17 protein-coding genes are annotated in these 26,891 nt (G+C 59.0%); 8 read left to right on the top strand and 9 right to left on the bottom strand.

The annotated features are described in order from the left end of the window. The first annotated feature begins 28 nt into the window (after positions 1-28). From WD071_RS03575 to WD071_RS03565, 3 genes are read left to right on the top strand one after another with little or no spacing between them, the layout of a single operon-like run. A complete protein-coding gene (locus tag WD071_RS03575; RefSeq protein ID WP_368046955.1) occupies positions 29-676 on the top strand; it encodes a methylamine utilization protein in 648 nt (215 codons plus the stop codon). Then, the gene (locus WD071_RS03570; RefSeq protein ID WP_368046954.1) at positions 673-1,557 is read left to right on the top strand and encodes a DUF3034 family protein; all 885 of its coding nucleotides are present in this window, start codon (positions 673-675) and stop codon (positions 1,555-1,557) included. Before WD071_RS03575 ends, WD071_RS03570 begins: the two co-directional genes overlap by 4 nt. Continuing rightward, a complete protein-coding gene (locus WD071_RS03565; protein ID WP_368046953.1) occupies positions 1,557-2,027 on the top strand; it encodes a group 1 truncated hemoglobin in 471 nt (156 codons plus the stop codon). Before WD071_RS03570 ends, WD071_RS03565 begins: the two co-directional genes overlap by 1 nt. A 93-nt stretch (positions 2,028-2,120) precedes the next feature. Here WD071_RS03565 and WD071_RS03560 read toward each other — a convergent pair whose 3' ends face one another. The 3 genes from WD071_RS03560 to WD071_RS03550 all read right to left on the bottom strand — a co-directional run bounded on the left by WD071_RS03560 (position 2,121) and on the right by WD071_RS03550 (position 4,417). Then, the gene (locus WD071_RS03560) at positions 2,121-2,621 is read right to left on the bottom strand and encodes a regulatory protein RecX (protein ID WP_368046952.1); all 501 of its coding nucleotides are present in this window, start codon (positions 2,619-2,621) and stop codon (positions 2,121-2,123) included. Positions 2,622-2,676: 55 nt separating this feature from the next. Continuing rightward, on the bottom strand, positions 2,677-3,741 hold the full coding sequence (gene recA / locus WD071_RS03555; RefSeq protein WP_368046951.1) for a recombinase RecA: 1,065 nt from the start codon (positions 3,739-3,741) through the stop codon (positions 2,677-2,679). Between the two features lie 121 nt (positions 3,742-3,862). Continuing rightward, the gene (locus WD071_RS03550) at positions 3,863-4,417 is read right to left on the bottom strand and encodes a CinA family protein (protein WP_368047010.1); all 555 of its coding nucleotides are present in this window, start codon (positions 4,415-4,417) and stop codon (positions 3,863-3,865) included. 376 nt (positions 4,418-4,793) lie between these two features. Between WD071_RS03550 and WD071_RS03545 the strand changes: the two genes are divergently transcribed. After that, positions 4,794-5,063 carry a hypothetical protein gene (locus WD071_RS03545; protein WP_368046950.1) on the top strand — a complete coding sequence of 90 codons (270 nt, stop codon included), beginning with the start codon at positions 4,794-4,796 and terminating at the stop codon, positions 5,061-5,063. An 89-nt stretch (positions 5,064-5,152) separates the two neighbouring features. Continuing rightward, positions 5,153-5,410 (top strand): hypothetical protein, encoded by a 258-nt coding sequence (locus tag WD071_RS03540; protein ID WP_368046949.1) that lies wholly within the window; start codon positions 5,153-5,155, stop codon positions 5,408-5,410. A gap of 71 nt (positions 5,411-5,481) precedes the next feature. Here WD071_RS03540 and WD071_RS03535 read toward each other — a convergent pair whose 3' ends face one another. Further along, complete coding sequence (locus WD071_RS03535) at positions 5,482-17,226, bottom strand: hypothetical protein (RefSeq protein ID WP_368046948.1); 11,745 nt, start codon at positions 17,224-17,226, stop codon at positions 5,482-5,484. A gap of 290 nt (positions 17,227-17,516) precedes the next feature. Between WD071_RS03535 and WD071_RS03530 the strand changes: the two genes are divergently transcribed. Next, entirely contained in the window at positions 17,517-19,265 is a 1,749-nt protein-coding gene (locus WD071_RS03530; RefSeq protein ID WP_368046947.1) for an ATP-binding protein, read from the top strand. Here the strand turns inward: WD071_RS03530 and WD071_RS03525 are convergent. Next, a complete protein-coding gene (locus WD071_RS03525; RefSeq protein WP_368046946.1) occupies positions 19,238-19,864 on the bottom strand; it encodes a response regulator in 627 nt (208 codons plus the stop codon). The genes WD071_RS03530 and WD071_RS03525 overlap by 28 nt on opposite strands. Before the next feature lie 185 nt (positions 19,865-20,049). Here WD071_RS03525 and mutS point away from each other — a divergent pair, with 185 nt between their 5' ends. Beyond that, complete coding sequence (mutS, locus tag WD071_RS03520) at positions 20,050-22,638, top strand: DNA mismatch repair protein MutS (protein WP_368047009.1); 2,589 nt, start codon at positions 20,050-20,052, stop codon at positions 22,636-22,638. A 119-nt stretch (positions 22,639-22,757) separates the two neighbouring features. Beyond that, positions 22,758-23,090 carry a ferredoxin FdxA gene (gene fdxA / locus WD071_RS03515; RefSeq protein WP_368046945.1) on the top strand — a complete coding sequence of 111 codons (333 nt, stop codon included), beginning with the start codon at positions 22,758-22,760 and terminating at the stop codon, positions 23,088-23,090. 3 nt (positions 23,091-23,093) lie between these two features. Here fdxA and WD071_RS03510 read toward each other — a convergent pair whose 3' ends face one another. From WD071_RS03510 to WD071_RS03495, 4 genes are all read right to left on the bottom strand, one after another. Beyond that, complete coding sequence (locus tag WD071_RS03510) at positions 23,094-23,957, bottom strand: sigma-70 family RNA polymerase sigma factor (RefSeq protein WP_368046943.1); 864 nt, start codon at positions 23,955-23,957, stop codon at positions 23,094-23,096. 201 nt (positions 23,958-24,158) lie between these two features. After that, entirely contained in the window at positions 24,159-25,271 is a 1,113-nt protein-coding gene (locus tag WD071_RS03505) for a peptidoglycan DD-metalloendopeptidase family protein (protein WP_368046942.1), read from the bottom strand. A gap of 92 nt (positions 25,272-25,363) precedes the next feature. Beyond that, positions 25,364-26,224, bottom strand: a complete 861-nt coding sequence (locus tag WD071_RS03500; RefSeq protein ID WP_368046941.1) for a DUF368 domain-containing protein — start codon at positions 26,222-26,224, stop codon at positions 25,364-25,366. After that, entirely contained in the window at positions 26,224-26,880 is a 657-nt protein-coding gene (locus WD071_RS03495; RefSeq protein ID WP_368047008.1) for a protein-L-isoaspartate(D-aspartate) O-methyltransferase, read from the bottom strand. The genes WD071_RS03500 and WD071_RS03495 overlap by 1 nt, the downstream gene beginning before the upstream one ends. Between the last annotated feature and the right edge of the window lie 11 nt (positions 26,881-26,891).

Below are 26,891 nucleotides of genomic sequence, written 5' to 3'. Positions count from 1 at the left end.
TAGACATGATAAATGCGGAAATCACCCAATGCGCCTCAAACAGCTCATCGCATGTGCCATAACCGCCCTGTGTGCAGGCCCGCTCAGCGCTTCCGAGCTCACTCTGAGCCTGCAGGACGAGGACGGCAATCCTGTTTCAATGGCCGTTGTTGAAGCCCGGCTGGCGCCCGCAGACGTGCAGACATCGGCGCCGGTCGCGATTGTCGATCAGGTCAACCGCCAGTTTGTGCCCATGGTGTTGCGGATCAATCCCGGGCAACAGGTGAGTTTCCCGAACAGCGATAATGTGCGCCATCACGTGTATTCCTTCTCCGATATCAAACAATTCTCGACGCCCCTGTATGCCGATGAAAATGTAGAGCCGGTGCAGTTCGACACCCCGGGCATCGCGGTGCTCGGATGCAATATTCATGACAGCATGGTCGCTTATGTCTATGTCAGCGCCTGGCAGGACACCGCCCTCAGTGACGATACGGGCCAGGTGACACTGACCGGCATGGCTGAACAACCGCCTGCGCTGTATATCTGGCACCCCTGGCTGCAGACCCCCGACAATGTCTACGAACTGGATGTCAGTGCGCATGCCGACGGTGATCGCATCGAGCTGACACTGCCCGTGGTCAACCCCGAACAACAGTTCGGCTTTCGCGCCCTGCTGCCCGGTGGTAGCCAATGAAACGATATTCCGCCAGTTTTTCTGTCACAGCACTGCCTGCCGTTTTTGCTTCGCTGCTCACGTTTGCGCTGCCAGCAATCGCCCTGGCCGACGAGGCACAAACCGAACGTTTCGGCAAAATCAAAGGCACTGGTGGTGTTTCAAGCATCAGTGGCGCCGGTGGTGGCGGTCTGACGCCATGGGCAACGCTAAGCTCCTATGCCGAGGATGACCAACTGGGCGGTACCGTGTTCATCAGCCAGGCACGCGTGGACGATTATCAGCTTGACATCTACGGGGGGGCGTTCAATTTCCACGATAAAATCGAGGTGTCATACGCCCGGCAGGATTTCCTTATCAAAGCCGCTGACGTCCAGATTCGCCAGGATAAAATCGGGCTGCGTTACAAACTGGCCGGTGACATCATTTATGACCGTCTGCCACAGATAACCCTCGGGGTTGAGCACGGCGAATTGCGCGACCCGGCAGTGGCGCTGTCCGTCGGTGCTGAAGAAACACGTGGCACGGACTACACCATCAGTATGGCCAGAGCCTGGCTAAACGGCATTGCGCATCGCACAACGCTACTGAACGTCAACCTGCGCTATGGCGATGCCAATCAGTTCGGCATTCTGGGGTACGGGGGTGATGATGCCGACCAGAAAATCAATCTGGAAGTTGCCGGCGCCGTTTTCCTCAACCGCAGTGTTGCTGTCGGTTTCGAGTGGCGGCAGAAACCCGACAACCTGTCGGCCCTGGTAGAAGATGATGCCAAAGACCTGTTCCTGGCGTACTTCCCCAACAAACGCCTGTCGCTTACTGCAGCCTGGGTAGACCTGGGCGCTATCGCCGGCGCACCCGATCAACGCGGTGTGTATGTATCCCTGCAGGCAAATCTGTGATGAAAGCTAAGGAGCCACTGAATATCATGACGGCAAAAGCGACGTTAACCGCCCTGGCCCTGGCCACCGTCCTGACGCTGAGTGCCTGCGCCATGCCACAGGGCTCGGGCGCGCCCAGCAGCCTCTACCAGGCGCTGGGCGCGCAACAAGGCATAGAACAGATCGCCGATAACTTTATTATGGAGATAGCCTACGACCCGCGTGTGTTCGACCGCTTTGCCGATTCCAATGTAGAGCGGTTTCGCGAAAAAATAATTGAACATTTCTGTTTTATTGCTGACGGACCCTGCGAATATACCGGCGACAGCATGGTGCTGACCCATCGCGGCATGGACATCAATTCGGCTGAATTCAATGCCGTTGTTGAAGACCTGATTGACGCAATGGACAAGGCTGGTACACCTGTCAGTGCGCAGAATCGATTGCTGGAGAGACTTGCCGCGCTACGGCCGGAAATCATGGGCATCTGATGACTTACTGTGGCAGCCTGTTGTGGCAACCTAATGTGACCTGTGACAGCCTACTGTGACAACCTGCACTGACAGCGTGCGGACCGGCTGACGTCAGAAACCACGCCTGGTAGCGCGCAGAAAATGCTCAACGGTAAAACCGCGCGACTGACTGAAGCGTTGCAGTTTCAGCCACAGCTTGCTGCCCCGCTCCGGAACACCGTCCGTTTTTTTGGCCAGTACATCACCGAGCAGCTCTATCCAGTCCGTATCATCAAGACTCAGGTTCTGCTCAACCAGCACAGCGTCCACTTGCCGTTGCCGAAGCTGAAATCGAATATAGAGCGGACCGTATCCGCGGCTGATGCGGGAGCGAACATATGATTCGGCAAAACGCGCATCACTGAGCAGATTGTCGGCTTCCAGCTTATCAAGCACCGTGGCAATCAAGGCATCATCGGGCTGCTCGAACTTCTCCCTTAATTTGCACTGCAACTCGTAACGACTGTGTTCCCGACGTGCCAGGTAATCCATGGCACGCCGACGCAACGCCGTTGTCAGTTCTTTTTCACTGAGCTGTTGTTGTGAACCAACTTTCTTAAGTTTGTTGCTCACGCCTTCTGCTCACATCTATTGCTCACGCCTTTACTCAAGATTAGCGGCTCGAGTATTAATCCAGTTCCGCCACACTGGTGGTGTCCTGGTCAGAGACCACACCATCGGGCCCGACGCCACCCAGCAGTTGCGAACGGATTTGCTCTTCGAGCTCCTTGGCAATGGCAGGGTTTTCTTCAAGATAGGTAGCAACGTTTTTCTTGCCCTGGCCAATTTTTTCGCCCTGATAGGCATACCAGGCACCGGACTTGTCGATCAGATTAAGCTTCACGCCCAGGTCAATGATCTCGCCCATGCGATAAATACCCTTGCCGTAAAAAATCTGGAACTCGGTCTGGCGGAATGGCGGCGCCACTTTGTTCTTCACCACTTTCACGCGGGTCTCGTTACCCACAACCTCATCACCTTCCTTGATGGAACCGATGCGACGAATGTCCAGGCGCACCGACGCGTAGAACTTCAGGGCGTTACCACCGGTGGTGGTTTCCGGCGAACCGAACATGACACCGATTTTCATACGGATCTGGTTAATGAAAATCACCAGTGTATTGGAGTTTTTGATATTGCCGGTCATCTTGCGCAGCGCCTGTGACATCAGACGCGCCTGCAGGCCCATGTGACTGTCGCCCATCTCGCCTTCAATTTCGGCTTTCGGCGTCAGCGCCGCGACCGAGTCGATCACCACCACATCCACGGCGCCCGAGCGCACGATCATGTCGCATATTTCCAGCGCCTGTTCACCCGTATCAGGCTGACTGACCAGCAGGTTCTCTACGTCAACACCCAGGTTACCGGCATAAATGGGATCCAGCGCATGCTCGGCATCGATGAAGGCACAGGTGCCACCCATCTTTTGACACTCGGCAATCACCTGCAGGGTCAGGGTGGTTTTACCCGATGATTCCGGCCCGTAGATCTCGACCACACGGCCGCGTGGCAGACCACCAATACCAAGCGCGATATCCAGGCCCAGAGAGCCGGTCGAAATCGCCGGAATGGCCTCGCGACCCTTGTCGCCCAAGCGCATCATGGAGCCTTTGCCAAACTGCCGCTCGATCTGGGACAGTGCCGCTGTCAGTGCTTTTTCTTTATTGGGATCGCGGGTTTGTGATTCTGCCATGAGTAAAATCCTGTTGCTGAAGTAGTAAAAATTTTAGGGGCGGACGCCGCTGCTGGCTGCCTCGCCGTCACCTGTACAGGTACAACCTATGCAAGTATTAAAGCAGAGCTTTACTGTATATTCAACCAGTATTTTCAGGAGCGGCACTGTCAACGCTAACCATGGCCTCTTCCAGCACGCGCAGCAGCCCGCGGAAAGCCTCAATGACGCTCTGGCGGCGGACCGCCTCGCGATCACCGGCAAACACAAAACACTGTGTTTCCTGTCGCAACGTCGATTGCCCGGGCAATTTCAAAGCCCAGCCAATCCATACGGTACCCACCGGCTTGTCGGCCGAACCGCCATCGGGCCCGGCAATACCGCTGGTGGCGACCGCACAGGACACGCCGGTCGCCGCCAGAATGCCGCGCGACATCGCCTCCACCGTCTCGCGGCTGACGGCGCCCGGCGCGTCAGGCCCGGCAAAATAACTGCCCGGCACTTCCAGGAAATGCTGTTTGGCATGATTGGAATAGGTTACCAGACCGGTATCAAACCAGTGCGAACTGCCCGGCACTGCGGTTGCCGCCTGGGCGATCCAGCCGCCGGTGCAGGACTCGGCGGTGGCCATGCGCAAACTCAGCGTCAATACACGCTGGCCTGTTTGCCGCGCCAGTTCATAGATCTCGTTGTCCATGCCGCGAGTGTAACACCGCGTATTGCAGCCTCCCAGCCCTGAATAGCCGCTCAGCGTGCAGACCCTCGTCCCCGGTGTCTTTGGCACAGTGGCAGCGTCGATCGGCCGATACGAAATTGTCACATTGTTCTCCTAGAACAGGCTCAAATTTATGTCAACTGCCTAACCCCGGAAGGAGCGATCATGGACACCAGAACACACAAAAAGCAGTCTGCTCACTTAAATCTCCCGCTAAAGAGACTTGCCGTCGCTATCCTTCTGGGTCTGTCTGCCCAATCTGGCATTTCAATTGCGCAGGAAACAAGCTCGGTCGTTCGCGGCAGCGTCATTGACCGAAGCGGCAACCCTGTCCCGAATGCCACGGTGACCGTATTAAATGACGAGAGACAGATTTTTCAAAACGACGCAGACCGACGCCTCCGGAACATACCGGGTGCGCAATCTGCCAATTGGTTACGACTACAGCATTTCCGCCAAAAGCGCCCGCTACTACTCGAACCGAGCTTTCTTCGATCCGCAGGAGGACGTGTCATCGACGTCCAACTACAACATCGAACACCGGTTTACCGCGACTGCTACCTGGCGCAAAGCCTTGTTCGGGAACTACCTGACCACCGTCTCACTTTACGGCCAGGCTAATTCCTGACTGCCTTACAGTATCGCGTTCGACGGGACATAGACCCATACAATTTCACGCCGTACCTGGACTTTAACCCTACCGTCCTGGAGCCAGGTATGAAGCGAAACGCGGAAACCGGTTCCTGGTGGCGCAAACTGGACATGCGCATCGCGCAGGAAATACCAGGATTCATGCCGGATCAGCGAGCCTCCGTCTTCCTTGTGGTTGATAAAATGACCAACCTGCTGAACGACGACTGGGGCATTCTGAACCTGCAAAACTTCCCTTATTCAGTTGAGACCGGGACCGCGGAGTCACGTGTCGGCGATGCATCGCGCTACGAAATACGGCTTGGTGTTGATTACACTTTTTGATGTGATTCAGGCTGCTTTAGCTCAGACAAAGGCGGCCCCCGACACAATCGGGACGGTCACTATATGGACTGTTAGAACGGAAACATCACTTTCAGGTTTATCTGATCGGACTCATAGTAGTCCGCGACAGTGCGCTCCACGTGCAGCCTGACACTGACACCGTTGGCGGCCATGAAATCAACACCCGCTTCCAGTAGTTGCTGATTTTGCCCCATACTGCTGGTGTTGTGCATACCGTCCACCTGCCCGGGCGCTCCCCTCAGCTGGGCCGTCACATGGGTGTTACTGCTGTTCCAATAGTGCACCAGGCTGGCACGCGCGTATGGTCGCAGCGAGGAATGCCCGGCGAATGTAAACTCCCGGGCAAGTTCAAGCCCTGGCCGAATCCAGCTGTTACGCTCACTGGCGGCCGCAAGTTTCAGGCCCAGAGCGCCTGCATCGCTCTCCGACTGAGCTCTCGTGCGGGTCTGCAGGGTCCCCACTTCCACCATGGCGCGCAGCGTCAACCAAGAATGTTCGAAGCCCTGACTCAGGCCCACGGTAGCGGCTGTAAAGTCCAGCTTCTGATGTCCGCTGGCTACCACCGAATCCACCAGATCAATCGACCGTTTCATACGGGTGCTGGTACGGCCTAGGAGCAGCGAAGAGCTTAATAAGGCCTCGTGCCATTGATATTTGACTACCCCGCCAACCTGCTTGGTGTAACCTCGACCACGCCAGGCATTGCTGAACCCGGTTGTATCGAAATTTTCCAGCGACAGACCCAGCCCGAGACTCAGGTTCCCCAACGTCTTTTGTCCGCCAATGGCATGGCGCGCGCCGTTATACGCCATGGCTGGCGTGTCGCTAATCGCCTGGAAATCGGTAGTAGAACGATCAGCTCGAAGCCATATACAGGTCCCCTGGCGCTCGTAACGGTAAGCCATGTCCGTACTCGAACAGCTCATCAATGCGCGACCGAATTGTTGTGCCGTCCGCACTGAACTGCTCTGCTGGGTAGCGTAGGGCGTGGCTGAGAGCTGGGTGAGTGCGTCACCATAGTCTGCCGGATCGTCGACATGGATCAGGACATCCACCAGATCAGCCATCTGTGGTGAGCTGCCTGCCTCCTGCACACGATTGAAATAGTTCCCGACCTGCTTCAAATTTCCGTTCACGGCATCATGGGCCGCAAAGTCCACGTCGTAACGGAGCTCGATATCCTGCGTCGTCGCCTGCATCAGCTGATATTGTATGACCACAGACGGCGCTGTGCGCCAGTCCAGTCCAAGATCGTCAAGCCCCTGCCGGGCACTGAACAATGTGTGCTGGTGTACACCCGGTCGTATTTTTCCGGTATTGAGCAGCTCAATATCCAGCTTGCCGTTCAGCTCCATGGTGCCCGTCACCTGCAGGGCATCCGATACACCGGTGGCAAAATCCAGCTCCATGACGCTCAGGCCGTGTGAGCTCTGCTGATAGCTGCCGTTGAGACGGCTGCTTAAGGCCACACCCGAACCGCCGGGCGCCAGTTTACCGCTGTTGCTGAAAAGGCCCGATGCAGCACCCAGGTCCAATGCCTCGCCACTTAGCAGCTCCGCACCAGCATGATTAAACAGACTGTTGTCCCCATCGCCCAGAATAAGATTACCGAGCAGCAACCCGTAATTGTCAATCCGATCGTTACCGTGTGTGGCACTCATGGCAACACCTGACATGCCCAGCGGTGACGACAGTGTTCCACGATTGCTGACGTGGTTGTTTTTACCGCCGTCAAAAACCAGCGCAGCGATATCGACGCCGCCCCCCACAAGGGATTCACCCGCCGCCAGAAACAGCGTGATATTGCCGTGCCCAGAAGCGCCAGCACTTTGCAAGAACACCGCCGGACCGGATTGCGCCCGGACACTGCCGTTAAGTTCAATATTCACGGCCGCACCCTCGCCATCACCTCCCGCGACAAGCGCACCGACACCGTCCACGTAACCGCCGCCGCCGCCGATTGATTGCGCGAACAAGCCGTAGGCGCCATCACCGTAAGCCGCAATATCACCCTCCAGAACCAGGTGGATGTCGCCCCCGTTGCCTTCATTGGATGTTGACAGCTGAAGATCTGAAATCGCCGCCGGATCCGCAAAAACCGCGCCACCGCCACCGCCAATGGATTGCAGAAACAGACCATGTGAACGCGACCCCTCGGTCCGCAAATCCCCGGTGTAACTCAGATCAATTCCACCTGCATTGCCGCTGGCGCCATCCTCGCCCCCCAGCGTGACGTCGAATATGTCGACGCCACTCAAATCCAGCGCGCCACCACCAGCCCCGATGCTCTGCATGAGAAACCCTGCAGAACGGCTTCCGGCACTGCGCAGCTCACCGGTCTGTTGATGAACAATATTGCCAGCGTTGTTGTCCGCGCCCCCACTGGCGCCCAAGGCAACACTGACCTCGCCGAGGCCACGCTGGTCGCCGGACACATTGATGGTCCCCGATCCACCCCCACCGCCAATTGAGCGAAGCATAGCAGTCGGGCTCTGGTTACCCGACGATGCCAGATTGCCTTTGTGGCGGGTGGTGATAGCACCGCCATAATTGTCACTGCCGTCGGTGCCCCCAAGACGCGCGTCGACAGCCAGCTCACCGCCACCCTCATAATCGTCCAGATCCAGGTTCAGCTGCAGGTTGCCGCCCCCACCGCCTACGGATTGCATGTCCAGTGCTGCACTGCGCTGGCCTTCAGTGATGAAATTGCCCTCACTGCTACTGCTCATGGCACCGGCCTGCATACGGATCTGGTTCTCGCCACCCGCTTTCAGCGTTAACACCGGATCTGTAGAGGTACCCAGATCGCCGGGATCCAGCTCCGGCAATTGCGGCATGCCCGGCAGGGTCGGCAGCGCAGGTATTGTCGGTAGCCCCTCTCGTCCGGGCAGGCTGGTAATGCCATTGAAATCCATCACCACACCGCCACCGCCACCGTTGATGCTTTGCACCTTGAACGCACGCGAACCGGCACCGGTCACCGTGATATCACCCTCATGGTCGACCGTTACGCTCCCGCCGGTCCCACCATCACCACCGTCAACGACCCCGGTTGCGCCCAACAGGGCGCTGATGCCATTGGCAACAAGCAGTCCCACGCCGGAGTCACTGACACCCAGGCCCACATTGGCGTTACCACCACCCCCACCAATACTTTGCGCCAATATGCCGTGTGCATCACGTCCATGGGTCTCGATGCGGCCATAATTGCTTACCACTACCGAACCGCCATCGCCGCCATTACCACCGCTGCCACCCACCGCAATCGGGACGGGCGTGCCGCGACCCGAATTAAGCAGAACATCGGCCGACAGGGCTATCCCACCGTTACCGCCTCCGCCACCTATACTCTGGGCATAGATGCCGTGGGCCTTGTCACCCCTTGTTCTGATAAGGCCGAAGTTGTCGACATCGACCCGGCCACCGCTTTCCCCGCGCCCACCTTTGCCACCGATATTCACGCCCAGCGCAACACTGTAATCTGCGTCCGCGGCGGCCTGACCGAAACTGGCTGATACGACCGAACTTCCGTTGCCACCACCACCACCGATACTCTGTGCAAAGATGCCATAAGCATCTTCGCCCACAGTGTCGATAACAGCCTGCTCTGCATTGCTGACCCTCACCAGGCCGCCCGTCCCGCCGACACCACCGCTGCCACCGACATTCACCGATAACTCAGCTGATGAGGTATCTCCACCAAAATTGGCGAAACCCAGACTGGCCATCAAACCGGCATTTCCGCCGCCACCACCAATACTCTGGGCAAATACACCACTGGAACCATTACTACGGGTAGTCACTCGTCCAAGATTGTTGACAGTTACTTCACCCCCTGCGGCACCTCGGCCGCCTTCCCCGCCAACGCCAACCGAAATTGCATTCCTGTTGCCCGATGTCGCCACCGAGCCGTCGAGCACGAGCCCTCCATCGCCACCGCCGCCGCCGATGCTTTGGGCACTGATAGCGTTTGCTGACTCTCCGTAGGTATCGATTTTGCCCAGATTGCTCACCCGGGTGTCGTTGCCCTGACCGCCTTCGCCGCCGGAGCCGCCGACCGACACCGTAAGTGAGTTGTCGCCCAGTTCAGAAGCGCCGCTTGCCTGCATGCTGAGCACTGCCGCCAGACCACCAGTGCCACCACCGCCTCCTATGCTTTGGGCATAGATGCCGTTGGCGCGGTCCCCGAGTGTCAGCAACTGATTAGTGCTGCGGACATCAACCAGCCCGCCTTCACCGCCGATACCCCCGGCACCACCCACTGCCACCCTGGAAACAAGCGTTTCGGACAGAATTACGCCGGTGGCGGCGCCCCCCCCCCCCCCCCCGCCGCCACTACTTTGCGCATGTATACCATGCGACTCAAAACCATGAGTCTCGACCAGGCTGTCGGTATCAACCCGCACTTCCCCGCCATGGCCACCTTCACCACCGGTAAGGCCAACATGCACACCAACACTGGCCTGTGGACTTATGTCCTGATCAGATATCGGCCCGGAAACCTTGAGCCCGGCAGAATCAGAGGTGCTCCTGCCACCGCCATTGCCGATACTCTGGGCGAACAAACCAACTGAGCGATGCCCGAAGGTAAGCAACTCACCTGTGCTTAGCACGCGGACGGTTCCACCCTGCCCTCCAGAGCCACCCTTGCGTCCGATCCCGATGTCTATTTTGTTGCTCGCACCTTTGGCAAAGGCCGAGGCCAGAGCCGCGTTGCCACCGCCGCCGCCTATGCTTTGCGCCATGACAGCAGCGGAATCATGGCCTTGTGTACCGATATAACCCTGGTGATTCACATCAACCCGGCCACCTGAGCCGCCGCTGGCAGGCGCGCCGCCGACCGCCATATTGATACCGGAGGCTTTTTTATTGTTACCCACCCCCAGGCTGATTGCGGCATTACCTCCGCCCCCGCCAATACTTTGAGCCAGCAACCCCGTGCTCTGATTGCCCCGGGTTGCAATGCTACCGATGTGATTAACCCTGGTAGCGGCGCCGTCCCCGGGACGACCGCCCTCGCCCCCCACCACGACGTTGGCTTCATAACGCATGTTTCCGGGCGTGGCAGCGTTGAAGGAAAACACCAAATTCATACCGGCATTGCCGCCGCCACCGCCAATACTCTGCGCAATCAGCCCCGCGGACTGGTCGCCAAAGGTGTCCAGGTTGCGCGCCAGCTCCAGACCGCGATTGACGGTCACTGTACCGGCTTCACCGCCATCGCCACCGTTACCGCCAACCCCTGCCGCCATCACACTGCCTTGGGGCGCAATGACACCGGTAACGTTGATGCCGCCCTGACCACCGCCACCGCCAATGCTCTGCGCCAGAATACCCGTCGTGCGTGCCGAATAATCTGTGATCTCCGGGTCGACCGGGACCAGATCGCCATTCTCATCACGAAGGCGACCATCGGCCAGAATATTGCCATCACTGTTGAGTATGACATGACCGGCATCACTGCCTTCACCACCATCACCCCCAATGCCGACCCCCGTGGTAAAACCTTTACCAAGGCCTGCCACCGCGCTTACATTCAAGGCGCCACTGCCGCCACCGCCGCCTATACTCTGCACCAGCACAGCGGTACTGTCGCGCCCGTTTACCTCAATATCACCCAGCTGTGCAGAGGTCACATCACCGGCATGGTTACCCGCACCGCCGGCTCCGCCAAGTCCAAACACCAGAGACGGCGTTCGGGTATTGGACAGCGTGCTGATGCCGCCGCTGATATTCATGCCACCATTGCCACCACCTCCGCCGATACTCTGCGCCAGCAAGGCGCGCGTACCCGAACCCCTGGCCAGCAGGTTGCCGCTGACATCTGCCACGACTGTCTGGGCGCTGCCGCCGCCGCCGCCAAATCCACCAATGCCGGCAGTCAATTGTCCATTACCGGACACGCCGCCGGAAACATTGATGGCGCCCTGCCCACCGCCACCACCAATGCTCTGCGCTGCCACGGCATTGCGAAAATCCCCGGTTGCGACCGCATCACCCACCACACCAACATCCACGGCACCTGCATCACCACCGCTGCCACCAAAACCTCCCAGCCCCAGGGTGAGCCCGGCGGCCGAGCGTGCCCCGTATTGAATCCCGGCCGACACATTCAGACCACCCGAGCCGCCTGAGCCCCCGATGCTCTGTGCCAACACACCGTGAGAACCATCATCGCGGTAGTGTCCGGTGACCACCCCGTTCCCGTCATATTCGAACCTCTCGTCTGCACTCTGCGTCGCCAATACATCCCCGACGACCTGCACCGACACATCTCCGGCACCACCGCCAGTGCCACCAAAACCACCGATACCGAGGGCAGCCCCTGCAGAACTGCTGCCCGGGCCATCTGCAAGGCTCAGGGAGCCACTGAAATTAATGCCGCCTCGGCCCCCGCCTCCGCCGACACTCTGCACCGCAACCGCGTCAGAGCTGGCATCTCCGGTAAACGTATCACCCGTGCGTATCAGGTCGACATCGCCGGCATCACCACCGGAACCGCCGAACCCGCCTACCCCAACAGCCATTGCTCTTGCCTGGCTGTGCGACAGCGCGACATTGCCTGCGACAGAAATGCCGCCGCTGCCACCACCACCGCCAGTACTTTGTACCACCACCGCGTCAGCGCCTTTCCCCTGGGTACGGATTTCGCCTGTTGACGTCAGCATGGCGTCGCCGGCGTTACCGCCGCCACCACCGAAACCACCCAGCCCCACAGCAATGCCGCCACTACTGCTGGTATTGGAAATACTCAGGCCGCTGCTCACATTGAGCGCACCAAAACCCCCGCCGCCGCCGGTGCTCTGTGTCAGAATACCCGTTGAACCATCACCTGAGATGGAGATATCCCCCACAATCGTCGCGCTGGCGCTGGCGCCGTCACCGCCATTTCCGCCTGCGCCACCCAGACCAAAAGAGATGTTGCCACTGCTCCCGCCCGCCAACGTCACAGCACCGGAGATATTGATCGCGCCATTACCGCCACCGCCGCCAATACTCTGGGTAATCAACCCACTGGAACGATTTCCCAGGGTTTCAATATCGCCGGTCAAATCAGTGGTGGCCGCACCGGCATCACCGCCAGAGCCGCCAAAACCACCCAAGCCAATAGATGCTGTCCCGGCACTACCGGAGGAAAGGCTGACGTTGCCGCCAATATTCATGGCGCCGCTGCCGCCACCGCCGCCGGCACTTTGGACCACTATCGCATCGGCGTTGCTGCCGTGGGTCCGGGTGTCACCTTCCCGTGTCAGCGTAGCGGTTCTGGCGCGACCGCCGGAGCCCCCGAAACCACCAATACCGATGGCCACACTGCCACCGCCGCCGTCTTTCGAAATATTCAGGCCACCTGAAACGTTGAATCCGCCCATCCCGCCACCACCACCGGCACTCTGAGTCAGAATGCCAATTGAACCATCACTGAGTGTGGTCAAATCACCCACAATACGGGACAGCGCATTGCTGCCATCACCGCCATTACCGCCCATACCGCCGATGCCAAAAACGACATTGCCCCCGCTCTTGCCAGCCGCAGCAACCGCTCCGGAAATATTGATGCCACCATTTCCGCCACCGCCGCCCACACTTTGAGTGATGACACCACCGGAGTTAAGACCCTCGGTAACAATGTCTCCCGTGACATCGCTGCTGGCGACATCGGCATCGCCACCGGAACCACCGAAACCGCCGACGCCAATGGCGACCGCCCCGGCAGCGCCGGAGGACAGGCTGACATTACCGGCGATGTTCATGCCACCGCTGCCCCCACCGCCACCGGTGCTTTGCACCACGACCGCGCTGGCTTCGCGTCCACGGGTATGGGTATCACCCGCCAGTGTCAGCGTGGCGGTGCTGGCCCTGCCACCGCTACCCCCAAACCCACCAACACCAAGCGAAATGCCGGCACCGGCTTGCTCCCCGCTGATGCTCAGACCGCCAGAGACATTTAATGCCCCTCTGCCCCCGCCGCCGCCGATGCTTTGAGTCAGAATTCCGGTTGCGTCATCGCCCAGTGTGGTCACATCAGCGACAATATTAGCGGCCGCACCGCTTGCATACCCACCATCACCTCCGACGCCACCAAGACCCACCGCCACGTTGCCCGCGAACTTGCCAGACAGTGCAACCGCACCGGAAATATTGATACCGCCGCTGCCACCCCCTCCACCGACGCTTTGTGTAATGACTCCGCCAGATCGGGCACCCTCGGTGGTAACATCGCCGCTGACATCACTGTTGACCTGACCAGCAGCCCCACCCCGACCGCCGCTGCCGCCGATACCAAGCGAGAGCGCACCACCACCATCAGAACTGACCGAGACACTGCCGGAGACATTCAGGGCACCCTGGCCACCACCGCCGCCCACACTCTGCACAACCACACCATTGGCATCGCTGCCGACTGTGCGCAAGGAGCCCTCGTAGGTCATATCAACCAGGCCAGCTGCTCCACCGTCACCACCCGAACCACCAAGGCCTACGGCCACTGACCCGCTGGTCTTACCGACACTGACGCTACCACTGACATTGATACCACCACTGCCACCGCCCCCGCCTATGCTTTGTGCAAGCACAGCATCGGACATCATCCCACGCGTGCCGATATCCCCCGTCAGCATGCCCGTGACGGACTCAGCGCGACCGCCGCCGCCGCCCGAACCGCCCCAGCCGAAGGCCGCGCTGGCACTGCCTCCCCCGCTGGCGGCGGCGACACCGGTCACGTTAAATCCACCGTGCCCCCCACCCCCGCCAATACTTTGTGCCGTCCACGCGTTGGCATTATCACCAGCTGTGCTGATGTTGCCCTCATATGTCACATCGACCTTAGCGCCGCTGCCACCAAGACCACCGCTGCCGCCCAGACCTACTCCTATGCTGACACTGCCTCCCTGACTGGCAGCCACACTGGCATTGACGACCCATCCACCTCTGCCACCGCCGCCACCAACGGACTGCGCCAGAAAAGCATCGGCCAGATCTCCATCGGTACGAATGCTGCCACCGGCATCCACATCGACCCCTCCGGCGTGTCCGCCGCTACCACCACTGCCACCCAGACCAAATGCAAACGAACCTGCCGCAGGCCCGGCCGCCGCTGCAACGGAAATGGCTCCACCGCCGCTGCCGCCGCCGCCGCCGACAGATTGCACCACCACGCCGTCAGCATCACGCCCTGTGGTAACGACATCGGCTCTCCCTGACAATGCAGCTACGCCGGCATTACCACCGCCGCCGCCACTGCCACCAACAGCAGCGGACACCGCACCAAATGCCCCGCCGCTGATCTGGATGGCCTGACCACCATCGCCGCCACCCCCGCCGATGCTCTGGCTCAGAATGCCTTCGGCACGATTTCCCCGGGTACTTATTCGCGGCGAGACTAGCGTGGGTGCACCATCGACCGTGCGCGTGCGGTCCTGCAATGTCACAGATATATGGCCACTATCGCCGCCATCGCCGCCGTTCCCGCCAATGGCAATGCCACCAAAGGCTGAACCGGAGTAGCTGGCGCCACCGTTACCACCACCACCGCCGATGGATTGTGCAAAAATGCCACGGGCTCCATCGCCTTCACTGCTAATGTCGTTGGCGTTGGTCACGGTAGTGTCACCGGCGTTGCCACCACCACCGCCACTGCCGCCCAGCGTAAACAGCACGCCGCTGCTGGTCCCGCCATCACCACCGCCACCACCTATGGACTGCGCCTGTATGCCGTGAGCATCCTCACCTTCGGTCTCAATAACACCGGTATTGCCGACGGCGACATCACCGCCATCACTGGTGGTACTGCCCGCACCACCAATACCTGCCAAACCAGCGCCGATGCCACCATCACCGCCACCACCACCAACACTTTGGGCGAACATACCACGCGCTTTATCTCCGTCTGTTTGCAGCGCTCCGCTGTTATCCAGCGTTACATCGCCACCAGCGCCGCCGCTGTCGCCGCTGCCTCCGATGCCGGCCAGCCCGATGCCGAAACCACCGGAACCACCGCCACCACCAATACTTTGCGCAACAATCGCGTCACCACCGTCGCCACCAGTCCGAATCTGTCCATCATTGGTTACAGAGACTTCGCCGCCGTCACCCCCACTGCCCCCGTCACCGCCCAGGGCAACCAGACCGGCCCCACCTCGCGCGGAACCACCGCCACCGCCAACGCTCTGGGCAAAAATACCCCGCGAACCACTGCCTGATGTCGACAGATCGGCGGCACTGTTTACAGTGACCGCACCACCATGGCCTGCGGCATTGCCGTCACCACCCAGTGCCACCAGACCACCGCCTACACCACCGTCGCCGCCACCGCCACCAATGCTCTGCGCTACAATCGCATCAGCATCATCGCCCTGCGTGGTGATGACACTGCCAGCGGCATTGTCAACACTAACCTGACGGCCATTGCCGCCGGCTTCGCCGGTGCCGCCGAAAGCGACAACACCGCCAGCGTCACCACCGCTGCCACCGCCTCCTCCGATGCTTTGTACCAGCATGCCGTGGGACTCCTTCCCTTGGGTAAAAATCTCGGCGCCGCTGCCCAGGCTAACCGCTGCAGCGCCGGCATCGCCGCCGGTTTCACCACTGCCGCCAAAGGCCACGATACCGCCACCATCACCGCCGGTGCCGCCAGTGCCACCAATACTTTGGGCAAAAATGCCCGGCGCAAAAGCGCCCGTGGTCTGAATGACGCCATGATTATTGACCGCAACATCGCCGCCATAACCTCCAATCCGGGAACTGCCGCCCACCCCCACAAGCCCCCAACTATCGCCGCCATCCCCGGCGGCACCGCCAGTGCTCTGCACATATATGCCCGCTGCACCAATACCGGACGTGGATATGGTGCCGTGATTTGTCACGGTCACATCGCCGCCGAAACCCGCCTTGCCGCCATCCCCGCCGCCGCTCCAGATAAACCCGCTACCACCGTCACCCGCCTTGCCACTGCGACTTTGGGCGAAAACCCCGTGCCCCTCGGTACCAGTCGTGGTGATACCGATATCCTGTTCCACGTTTACATTGACCTCTCCACCCGCACCTGCTGCACCGCCGTTGGCACCCTTGATGTTCACACCGTAACCATCACCGCCTTTGCCGCCGTTACCGCCAATGCTGGACACTGTCACGCCCGGAAGCTCATCGGTAATAGACGAGATAATGTCTGTGTCAACATTCTGGTTAACGGTCGGACCATCCTGGCCGTCCCCTCCACGCGACGGGCCATAGCCGAAAGTGGTACATCCGACAAAAGGCCAGCAGATCCTGATACCACCGCCGTCGCTGCCGCCGCTGCCGCGGCCGCCCTGCTGCAAATTGCTAACAATACCCTCGTTGCCACCGGGCACTGGTACAATGATAGGTCCACCCGTGCCTGCACCATCCCCGGGTGTCACCCAGGTCACGTCCTGCGGTTCCAATGCTGAGTCAATCGGGTCACCGCCCCCGTTATCGATAATAAAGCGCTCAACCAGACCGGTATCCACGTTAATCTCGACACTCGTGATGGTAAGTTCTTTGGTTATTGTCCCTGGAACATCCGGGTCAGGATTCTCACTTTCGAAATCAAAGGTCGTTGGGTAACCCCCCGGCGGCTCGCCCAGCACAATGAACTCAGTGCCGTCCGGGCCCTCAGCCAGTACAGTCGGCATTGGCATGCCAATATCAAGCACCTCCACCACCGTCAGCGCCTCCCCGGTCACCGGATGGGTCACCTGGTCGTCCACAGCAGTTCCACCAGTAGGCAAATCCGCCAGGCTCAGCGGCGACACTGCGCTGAGCACAAAAACAGCCACTGAACGCCCTACCCATCGGGGCAGTCGCGCCGTTGATCTTGAAATTGCGTCGCAAAGGGGCCGTCGCGGGAAAGGGAGCAACAACATGAATACAAATTCTCCAAGGGACTTCAGTCACCCGAACGATATACCGCGTTCAGTCACGACACCATATGACATACCGCATAGATAAAGGCAGAAGCGCGCAGGGGTAATTTACTGGCGCCCCTGATGCCGATACACTCAACGTTTGATCTATTTATATTCAAAGTTCTGCTTTTAGCAGCTGGGTTCGGCATCTGGGTTGAACAATGGACAAACAAATACAAAAGCGGGAACTCGCTGAACAGATACGCCTGTTGTTAAAGCAGGTAATTCCGGCTCAATTCGGCTCGGCGGGCATTTCACTGGTCAGCGGCATAGCATTCTGGAACAGTATTCCCACTAATTTGATTATCGGATGGGTGAGCGCAATCTGGTTGCTTGTCATCATCCGTATAACAATTACGCGGCACTTTTTGAAGTGCCCCCGGAACGACGACGAGGTCTTGCGCTGGCGCCCTGTTGCAATCATGGGCGCTTTCGCATCCGGCGGTCTTTATGGTGCCGGTGCATTTGTTTTCATGCCCTACTGTGACCCCTTCCAATTGGTCTTCCTCACAGTGCTGGTGGCCGGCTCAATCGCTAGCGGGCTGGCATCACAGACACCATTTCCGCCGGCATTCACCGCTTTTTCCATTGCAGTGCTGGTGCCCTATGGTGCAGGCATGTTGATGCGCCCCGAATCCGCACTGGTCTGGGTGAGCGCGCTAACGTTTGTTTATCTGCTGACGCAGCTGGCCCACGGCCGCTATCTTGCCAGCATGGTGTCCGAATCCATTCGTCTGCGTTACGAAAATGCAGAACTGATCGAGGAACTGCGCGGACAAACATATCGTGCCGAGCAGGCAACGCTGAGTAAATCAAAGTTCCTGGCCGCTGCCAGTCATGATCTTCGGCAGCCCGTGCATGCACTTGGCATGTTTGTGGAAGCGCAGCAAGACTTGGAACTTTCCGACTCTGCAGAACACCTTCGCCAGCGTATGGCAGCGTCGGTGCAGGCACTTGCCAGGCTCACAGATAGCCTGCTGGATGTTTCGCGGATAGAGGCTGGCACACTGGAATCGAGGCCAGAAGCCATAGCACTGGCCCCCCTGTTTCAGCAGCTGGCAGCGGAACTGACACCACTTGCAAGTCAAAAAGGAATTAATTTGCGCATGAGTGCGGGACAGTATTGGGTTAACACGGATCAACAATTTCTGGAAAGAATTTTGCGCAATCTGGTTGAAAATGCAATCAAATTCACCGACACGGGCGCCGTGATTGTTGTTTGTCGGCGGCGCGAAGCACAATTGGCCATTGTGATAATGGACAGCGGGCGCGGTATCAGGGATGAGGAAAAAAACCGGATATTCCATGAGTTCTACCAGGGCCGCCAGAAACAGGAAGCGTTCAGCGGCCTTGGTCTGGGCCTGTCCATAGTCAAAGGCCTGGCGGACAACCTCAATCACCGGATCGAAATGGATTCTGAACCTGGCACCGGCTCTGTCTTCCGCGTTATTTTGCCGCGCTCAACCTCGCCCAAAACAAACGACCGAATACCTTCAAAGTCACAGCCCTCTGTTGCCGAGCTGGGGATCATTGTTATTGACGACGATCCGATCATTCTCGAGAGCATTGAAGCGGTATTGACACTCTGGCAATGCAAAGTGGCCACTTACCGTTCTCTGAGATCGTGTCTCGAAGACACTAACCGCGACTGGCAACCGGATCTGCTTCTGGTCGATTACCGCCTGGAAGGGCAACAGACCGGCGATAAGGTAGTGGCCGCCTTAAGGAATCACTTTAAACGTAGCGTCAAGGCATTTATTATCACGGGAGAGACAGCGGCAGAACCATTGCGGCAGATTTCGGAGGCAAATCTGCCGGTATTGCGCAAACCCGTGCAGCCCGCCCGCCTTCGTATCGCTCTGAACGCCGCGACGCGCCCGAATCAGTCGTCAGCGAAGTCGGCGATATAGCCCAACCGGATGGCCTTAATAACCGCCTCGGTGCGGTTGACAGCATCCAGCGCCTTGATGATAGCTGTGACATGGATGCGCACCGTACCTTCCGCTGTCCCCAGTCGCCGGGCAATCGCTTTGTTGGATTCTCCCCGTGCAACAAGCTCCAGTACTTCACGTTGTCGATTGGTAAGAATATCACCTGCTACCTTGTCGGAATCGTTGCTCAGCGTCGGCGGGCAATAAACATCTCCCGCCAGAATTCGGCGCAGCGCGTCAAACATCTCGTCCTTTGAAGCTGATTTCAGGATGTAGCCATTTGCACCTTCCTGCAAAGCAGACCTCACCGTCGCAGCAGACTCGTGCGCTGAAATAATCGCTATCGGGAGCGTGGGATCGGTGCGGCGCAGCCTGCGCAAGCAGCATAGACGATCATTGCCATCCCGCAACCCCAGATCCAGCAAAGCGAGATCAAGATCACCGTGAGCAACAAGCTGCGCAAGCCCAAGCTCGCAACTGGCCGCCTCAAGCAATTGCAGGGCATCGCAGAAACGTGGCAATAACGCCTTGAGGCCTTCTCTAAACAAGGCGTGATCATCAATAACTAGTATTTTCACGGTAGTCGAACATATCTTTGCCGAATGGTTTCGATCTATTTTTACAGATTTTTAGCTCCGCAGTCGATGTTTTCATCTCTGTGTCTCGCACCACCCCCTCATCATGGCGTAGAATCTTTCACACCCCGAAATCAGCATAACAAGGACTCCAGCGCTTGACCCAGGAATTCTCACAACACACCCCCATGATGCAGCAATACCTGCGCTTGAAAGCCGAGCAGCCGGACACCCTGCTGTTCTACCGCATGGGTGACTTCTATGAACTGTTCTACCAGGACGCTGTGGACGCTGCCGGCCTGCTCGACATCACGCTGACCGCGCGCGGCAACTCCAACGGTAAACCCATCCCCATGTGTGGCGTGCCCTACCACTCGGCCGAGCGTTACCTGGCCCGCCTGGTGGAGCTGGGCCGCTCGGTGGCCATCTGTGAGCAGATCGGCGATCCGGCCACCAGCAAAGGTCCGGTAGAGCGGGCAGTAGTGCGCATCGTCACGCCGGGTACGGTCAGTGACGAAGCGCTGCTGAAAGAACGCAGCGACTGTATCCTGCTGGCGCTGACCTGCCATCAGAACACCTATGGCCTGGCCTGGATGGATATCAGCGGCGGTCGCTTCCAGCTCTGCGAAGTGGACAGCGAACAGGCCATGCTGGCTGAGATCGAACGCATCCGGCCGGCCGAACTGCTGTACAACGAAGACATCGAGCTGCCCGCCGATATGACAGCTCGTGCCGGCCTGCGCCGCCGTCCGGTGTGGGAGTTCGATGCCGACAGCAGCTACCGTGCCCTGACGTCGCACTTTAAAACCCGCGACCTGCGCAGTTTTGGCTGTGAAGACATGGCGCTCGGCATTCAGGCCGCCGGTTGTCTGCTGGCCTATGCCCGGGACACCCAGCGCTCCGGCCTGCCCCATATTCAGCGACTTGAAGTGGAATTGCCGGCTGACGCCCTGATTCTGGACGCCGCCAGCCGCCGCAACCTGGAGCTGGATCGCAACCTGGCCGGTGGCAGCACCAATACCGTAATGTCCGTGCTTGATGCCACCTGCACGGCCATGGCCAGCCGTCTGCTCAACCGCTGGTTGCACCGGCCATTGCGCACCCGTGACACCCTGCAGCAGCGGCAGCTTGCCGTCAGTGCTCTGGGCACGGACTACGCTTTTGAACAGCTGCAACCACTGTTAAAAAACATCGGCGACATCGAGCGCATTCTGTCCCGCGTTGCCCTGCGCTCGGCCCGTCCGCGTGATCTCGCGCGCCTGCGCGATGCACTGTGTGTGTTGCCAACATTACAGACCACAATGACGCCTGTGGTGTCCGCCTCAGCATCGGCGCGTCTGCAAAGTCTGCAGCAAACCATCGCCGAGTTTCCGGCACTGGCGGATCTGTTGAGCCGCGCCCTGATGGAAAATCCCCCGGTGGTCATCCGCGAAGGTGGTGTGCTGGCTGACGGTTATGACGCTGAACTGGACGAACTGCGCGGTCTGAGTACCAATGCAGGGCAATATCTGATTGATCTGGAAGTGCGCGAGAAGCAACGTACCGGCCTGAGCACACTCAAGGTTGGTTATAACCGCGTACACGGCTACTACATCGAAGTCAGCAAGGCGCAGGCCGGCGAAATGCCGGCCGACTATCAACGCCGACAAACCCTGAAAAATGCCGAGCGTTATATCACCCCGGAACTTAAAACCTTCGAAGACAAAGTGCTCAGCGCCAACAGCAAAGCCCTGGCACGGGAAAAAGCCCTGTATGACGCGCTGCTGGAAACCACCGCCGAGCAGCTCAGCGCGCTGCAGGACAGCGCCAGCGCCGTCGCCGAACTGGACGTATTGTGCAATTTCGCTGAGCGCGCACTCAATCTCGATTGGGCCCAGCCTGAACTGAGCGACGAGCCCGGCGTCCGGATCGAACAGGGGCGCCACCCGGTCGTGGAACGGGTGCTGGAAAAGCAGTTTGTTGCCAACGACACCCGGCTCGATGAGCAACAGCAGATGCTCATCATCACCGGGCCCAACATGGGCGGTAAATCGACCTACATGCGGCAGACCGCGTTGATTGTTCTGCTGGCCTTTTGTGGCAGCCACGTGCCCGCCAGCGCCGCCCGCATCGGCCCGATTGATCGTATTTTCACCCGCATCGGCTCCTCCGATGACCTGGCCGGTGGCCGCTCCACCTTCATGGTGGAAATGACCGAAACCGCCAACATTCTGCACAACGCCACCGCGCAGAGCCTGGTCCTGATGGACGAAGTCGGGCGCGGTACCAGCACTTTTGATGGTCTGTCGCTGGCCTGGGCCAGCGCGGTCTATATTGCTCAGCGGTTAAATGCCCTGACCCTGTTTGCCACGCATTATTTTGAGCTCACCACCCTGCCCGACATGCTGGACAACATCGGCAATGTCCATCTGGACGCTACCGAGCACCAACAGGGCATTGTTTTTATGCACACGGTCAAACCCGGCCCCGCCAATCAGAGTTACGGCTTGCAGGTCGCGCAGCTGGCGGGCATTCCGGCCGACGTCATCAGCAGCGCCCGCGCCAAACTGCAGGAGCTGGAACACCAGGTGATCGCGGCAGCACCGGCACCGCAACGGGAACCACAGTCGCCACTGACGCAGCCGGAGCAAACCGCAAAATCAGCACAACCGGCGCAAAATGATCTGTTCGCCAGCTCGCCGCATCCGGCCCTGGAACGCCTGATGCGCCTGGATCCGGATGAAATGAATCCACGACAGGCACTGGAATGGCTGTACGAGACCAAAAAAATGTTATGACCGGCCCCGGCCGGTCACGGACACAGCTCTCTGCGCATCGCTATCACGAGAGAACCTTGGCCCCGACCGCCAAGGTGCTCTATAATGCCGCATCGTTTTACTCTTGACTGGAAAGCATCATGACATTCGTAGTGGGTGAAAACTGCATTAACTGTAAACATACAGACTGTGTCGAAGTCTGCCCGGTGGACTGCTTTTACGAAGGCCCCAATTTTCTGGTTATCCACCCGGACGAATGCATCGACTGCGCGCTGTGTGAGCCCGAGTGCCCGGTAGATGCCATTTTTGCCGAAGACGAACTGCCGGACGACCAGAAGGACTTTCTCGAGCTTAATGCAGATCTGGCAGAAAAGTGGCCAAACATCACCCAGATGAAACCGCCGCTGGACGACGCCGAAAAGTGGAATGGCGTGGCCGGCAAAATTGAGCACCTGATCAAAGACCCCGACTGATCGTCAGAAAAGCGCATCCAGATCGCAACCATCGCGCGCCGCCAGTCGGCGCAGACGACGCATGCCATCAATCTGGATCTGTCTGACCCGCTCCCGCGTCAACCCCACATCCTCACCCACCTGCTCCAGCGTGCCCGGCCGGTACCCGTCCAGGCCAAACCGACGGACCAGCACATCGCGCTGACGCAGACTCAGTTCGGCCAGCCAGCGGTGCAGGGTCCGGCAGCTGCTGGCCCTGTGCTGCCGTTGTGCGGGATCGGTACCGCGCATCTCATCCAGCAATGTGTCCGCGTCCAGTGAATCTGTATCAGGTAATGATTCACCCGAGTCGTAACTGGATTCATGACAACTCAATAAGTCTTCCATCTCGGCCAGTGGCCGCGACAGGTGCTCTGCCAGCTCGCGTCGTCGGGGCCGCCGACCAAGGCGGTGTGACAACTCCATTTCGTTACGCAGGCACTGACTGATATCCTTGATGACATGCACCGGCAGGCGGACATTGCGGGCATGATTCATGATCGCGCGTTCAATACCCTGCCGTATCCACCAGGTTGCGTAGGTGGAAAACCGGAAGCCGCGTTCAGGGTCATACTTGTCTACGGCCCGCATCAGACCGATGTTGCCCTCTTCCACCATATCCAGCAGGGCCAGGCCACGATGGCGAAAACGTCTGGCAATGCTGATGACCAGGCGCAGATTATGACGAATCATCTCCTCTCGACTGGCAGTGTCGCCCGCACGCGCGGCACGCGCAAGTTCCAGTTCCTGTTCGTAGCCGAGCACGGCAATGGGGCTGATGTCTTTGATATAACGTTGTTCGGCGTCTGCAGAAATGCTATCCGTAGCATTGATTCCATATATTTCCATATCGATCATTCTTCCTTTTTGTTATTAGAGGAACGATCAGACAATATCACAGCAAAACGCCGACAAAAAAGACATCAAACGAGAATACGGCTGTTGGATACTGGAAACTGTGCGCGATATCACAATTCGGATAACACGGCAGACAAAGAAACAGATAGCGGAGCAGCCAGCACCTCAGTCAGCGCCGCTGCACAGGGGAGTTCAACGGCTGGGCAGGAACCTCACCGGATCCGTGGGTTTGCCATCAACCCGAACCTCAAAATGCAGCATATCGCGCCCGCCGGGACCGGATCCCATTTCGGCAACCTTGTCACCCGCACGCACACGGTCTCCTTCGCTCACCACCATGTCACGGTTGTACATATACGCACTCAGGTGGCGGGCGCTGTGGCGCAGAATCACCAGATTACCGGCGCCCTGAATACCACTGCCGGCATACACCACATCACCATCGGCCGCGGCGTACACGGCCTGCCCCTGGACACCGGCAATATCGATGCCACGGCTGCTGCCTGATTCAGAAAACATGCTCAGCATGCGGCCATCAGCCGGCCACTGCCAGTTGACTCCCTCTACCTCGCGGGTCGTGATAATGCCGGTACGTCGGGCATCAATCGCGGCCTGTGGACGCTGACCGCCACTGACCGCCAATTCACCGGCAGGCGATGCCGGAATATCAGGCAGCGCACTGATCGCAGATTCGGAAACCCCCGAGTCACTCAGATTCAACTGCTGCCCAGGATAGATGGTGTACGGTGCCGACAGGTTATTGACCAGCGCCAGGCGCCGGTAGTCAATATTGTGGGTCCAGGCGATGGAATACAGGGTGTCGCCCCGGGCTACAGTGTGCGTTCGCGCCTGAGTTCTGCCGGGTGCCGCCGCTGGCTCGGCCTGACGCTCGCTGCTGACAGCCACTTGCGGCTGGCTGGCTTGTGGCTGGCTCGCTTGCGCCTGATCGCCAGAGGCAGGCAGAGTGCTGCGACCGAGAGTTGTACGCCCGATGCCGCCACCCAGTGTGACCGGCCTGACAACCGTGGCGCTGGCGCCGACAGAATCACCATTGTTGCTGTTTGATGCACTGCTGCCGTCATTGCCAGTCGATGCGATTTCCGGCCCGCTGCGGCGTGGTGTCGGCGCCGTCTGGCCACTGGGCACAATCACCGGTGGCGAGCGTTCCAGAGCGCTGCTGCGATCATCCATGGGCGCCTGGTAGGTACTGCCACACGCAGCCAGCAGCAATAACATTAAAGCGCCTGCCGATCGGCGAAAAACCTTGTGGGGGACGGTCGGGATGGCGTGCTTGGACTGACTCATGACAATAACACCTGAAACAACTTGAACGACTCAAACGACTTAAACAGCAATGAGACGGCCCATCATAAACTGCAGCGCCTCAGGATGCCACGTCAAGCACGTGCCCAGCGCGAAAATGCCAGAATAAGCCCAAAACCCGCTGCCGCGCAGAGCAAGGCTGCCACCAGGGTGCCCGCGTCAGCGGCTGGCACTGACGCATCACGCCAGGGCCACAACACAATCAGAGAGGCCGCCAGCATGCCGATCAGAAAGGCATAGGATTGTTCGCGGTAATAACGAAATGTCCACGACAACAGATGCGCGAAGGACAGCAGACCAATGACGCAGCCCAGCGCAAATACCAGGATCACCTCCAGCTGGAAGCTGCGCAGCGCACCCAGCACGTATTCATACACGCCCAGCAGCAGCAGGATAAAAGCACCCGATATGCCCGGCAGAATCATGGCGCAAATGGCAATCATGCCGCTGAAAAAGATGTAGACCAGTGCGGTACTGCCAGCCATCGGATTGAGTATGGCCGTCAACGCCGTCAGCATGAAACCAATACCAAACAGCAGGCCTTTGAACAGTGTCCAGCGCCCGGCATCAGCGCGCAGCAAAAAGCATGACGCCAGTACCAGGCCCATAAAAAAGGCCATCACCAGGACAAAATACGTCTCCAGCAGATACAGCACGGTATTGGCCATCAACACCAGGCTCAGCAGTGTGCCGGCTAACAGCGTGAACAGAAACGCGCCGTGAATCTGCTGCCAGAATGCACGCGGCCCTTGCTGCCAGAGCGTTTTCAGCGCCAGTGGGTGACATTGCTTCAGGGCGTCGATCAATGCCTCGTAGATACCGCTGATGACTGCAATGGTACCGCCGGACACACCCGGTACCGAATCCGCCACGCCCATCGCCATGCCCTTCAGGAACAACACCAGGCGGGCCCGGAACAACGATACTGTTGCCATCAGTACTGCACCTGGCCAATGTACAGGGGCACAAAATTGACCGCTTCCAGCACCTGGCGATTGAAAGCATCACCCTCGCGCTCAATCAACAACAGTTCCTGACCACCGCGCTCTGAACCCACCGGAATCACCAGCCGTCCGCCATCAGCCAGTTGCGCCATCAGCTCATTTGGCACCTGTTGCGGCGCCGCCGCTGCAATGATGGCATCAAAGGGGCCATGTTCGGCCCAGCCCAGACTGCCATCATCATGTTTGGAACGCACATTGCGCACATTGAGCAATGACAGGTTTCGGCGTGCTTTTTCCAGCAAGGGCTGAATGCGCTCCACCGTCCACACCCGTTCAGCAAGCTGTGCAATCACCGCCGTCTGGTATCCACAGCCGGTGCCGATCTCCAGTACCCGGGGTAATTTACCCTGCTCCGGCGCGCGATTGCCCAGCACCGCCTCGGTCATGCGTGCCACCACAAAGGGCTGCGAAATGGTCTGGCTATAGCCGATGGGCAGCGCGGTATCTTCATAGGCCCGATGCGACAGCGCTTCATCCAGAAAAATATGACGCGGCGTGGTGCGCATGACATCAAGCACCGCCCAGTTTTTGATGCCTTTTTCAAGCAGTGAGGCAATCATGCGTTCGCGGGTGCGTTGCGAGGTCATGCCTATGCCGG

The organism is Pseudohongiella sp., assembly GCF_040877505.1.
Lineage (GTDB): Bacteria > Pseudomonadota > Gammaproteobacteria > Pseudomonadales > Pseudohongiellaceae > Pseudohongiella.
Note: the sequence above shows the minus strand (reverse complement) of the source record. Positions and strands in the feature narration are given on the sequence as shown.

What these genes read in the sequence shown, in the direction of transcription:
- WD071_RS03570 (WP_368046954.1), top strand. Translation starts at nt 673, where the DNA reads ATGAAACGATATTCCGCCAGTTTTTCTGTCACAGCACTGCCTGCCGTT.
- WD071_RS03530 (WP_368046947.1), top strand. Translation starts at nt 17,517, where the DNA reads ATGGACAAACAAATACAAAAGCGGGAACTCGCTGAACAGATACGCCTG.
- WD071_RS03495 (WP_368047008.1), bottom strand. Translation starts at nt 26,880, where the DNA reads ATGACCTCGCAACGCACCCGCGAACGCATGATTGCCTCACTGCTTGAA.
- WD071_RS03575 (WP_368046955.1), top strand. Translation starts at nt 29, where the DNA reads ATGCGCCTCAAACAGCTCATCGCATGTGCCATAACCGCCCTGTGTGCA.
- mutS (WP_368047009.1), top strand. Translation starts at nt 20,050, where the DNA reads ATGATGCAGCAATACCTGCGCTTGAAAGCCGAGCAGCCGGACACCCTG.
- WD071_RS03540 (WP_368046949.1), top strand. Translation starts at nt 5,153, where the DNA reads ATGAAGCGAAACGCGGAAACCGGTTCCTGGTGGCGCAAACTGGACATG.
- fdxA (WP_368046945.1), top strand. Translation starts at nt 22,758, where the DNA reads ATGACATTCGTAGTGGGTGAAAACTGCATTAACTGTAAACATACAGAC.
- WD071_RS03510 (WP_368046943.1), bottom strand. Translation starts at nt 23,957, where the DNA reads ATGGAAATATATGGAATCAATGCTACGGATAGCATTTCTGCAGACGCC.
- WD071_RS03565 (WP_368046953.1), top strand. Translation starts at nt 1,557, where the DNA reads ATGAAAGCTAAGGAGCCACTGAATATCATGACGGCAAAAGCGACGTTA.
- WD071_RS03505 (WP_368046942.1), bottom strand. Translation starts at nt 25,271, where the DNA reads ATGAGTCAGTCCAAGCACGCCATCCCGACCGTCCCCCACAAGGTTTTT.
- WD071_RS03545 (WP_368046950.1), top strand. Translation starts at nt 4,794, where the DNA reads ATGACGAGAGACAGATTTTTCAAAACGACGCAGACCGACGCCTCCGGA.
- WD071_RS03500 (WP_368046941.1), bottom strand. Translation starts at nt 26,224, where the DNA reads ATGGCAACAGTATCGTTGTTCCGGGCCCGCCTGGTGTTGTTCCTGAAG.
- WD071_RS03550 (WP_368047010.1), bottom strand. Translation starts at nt 4,417, where the DNA reads ATGGACAACGAGATCTATGAACTGGCGCGGCAAACAGGCCAGCGTGTA.
- recA (WP_368046951.1), bottom strand. Translation starts at nt 3,741, where the DNA reads ATGGCAGAATCACAAACCCGCGATCCCAATAAAGAAAAAGCACTGACA.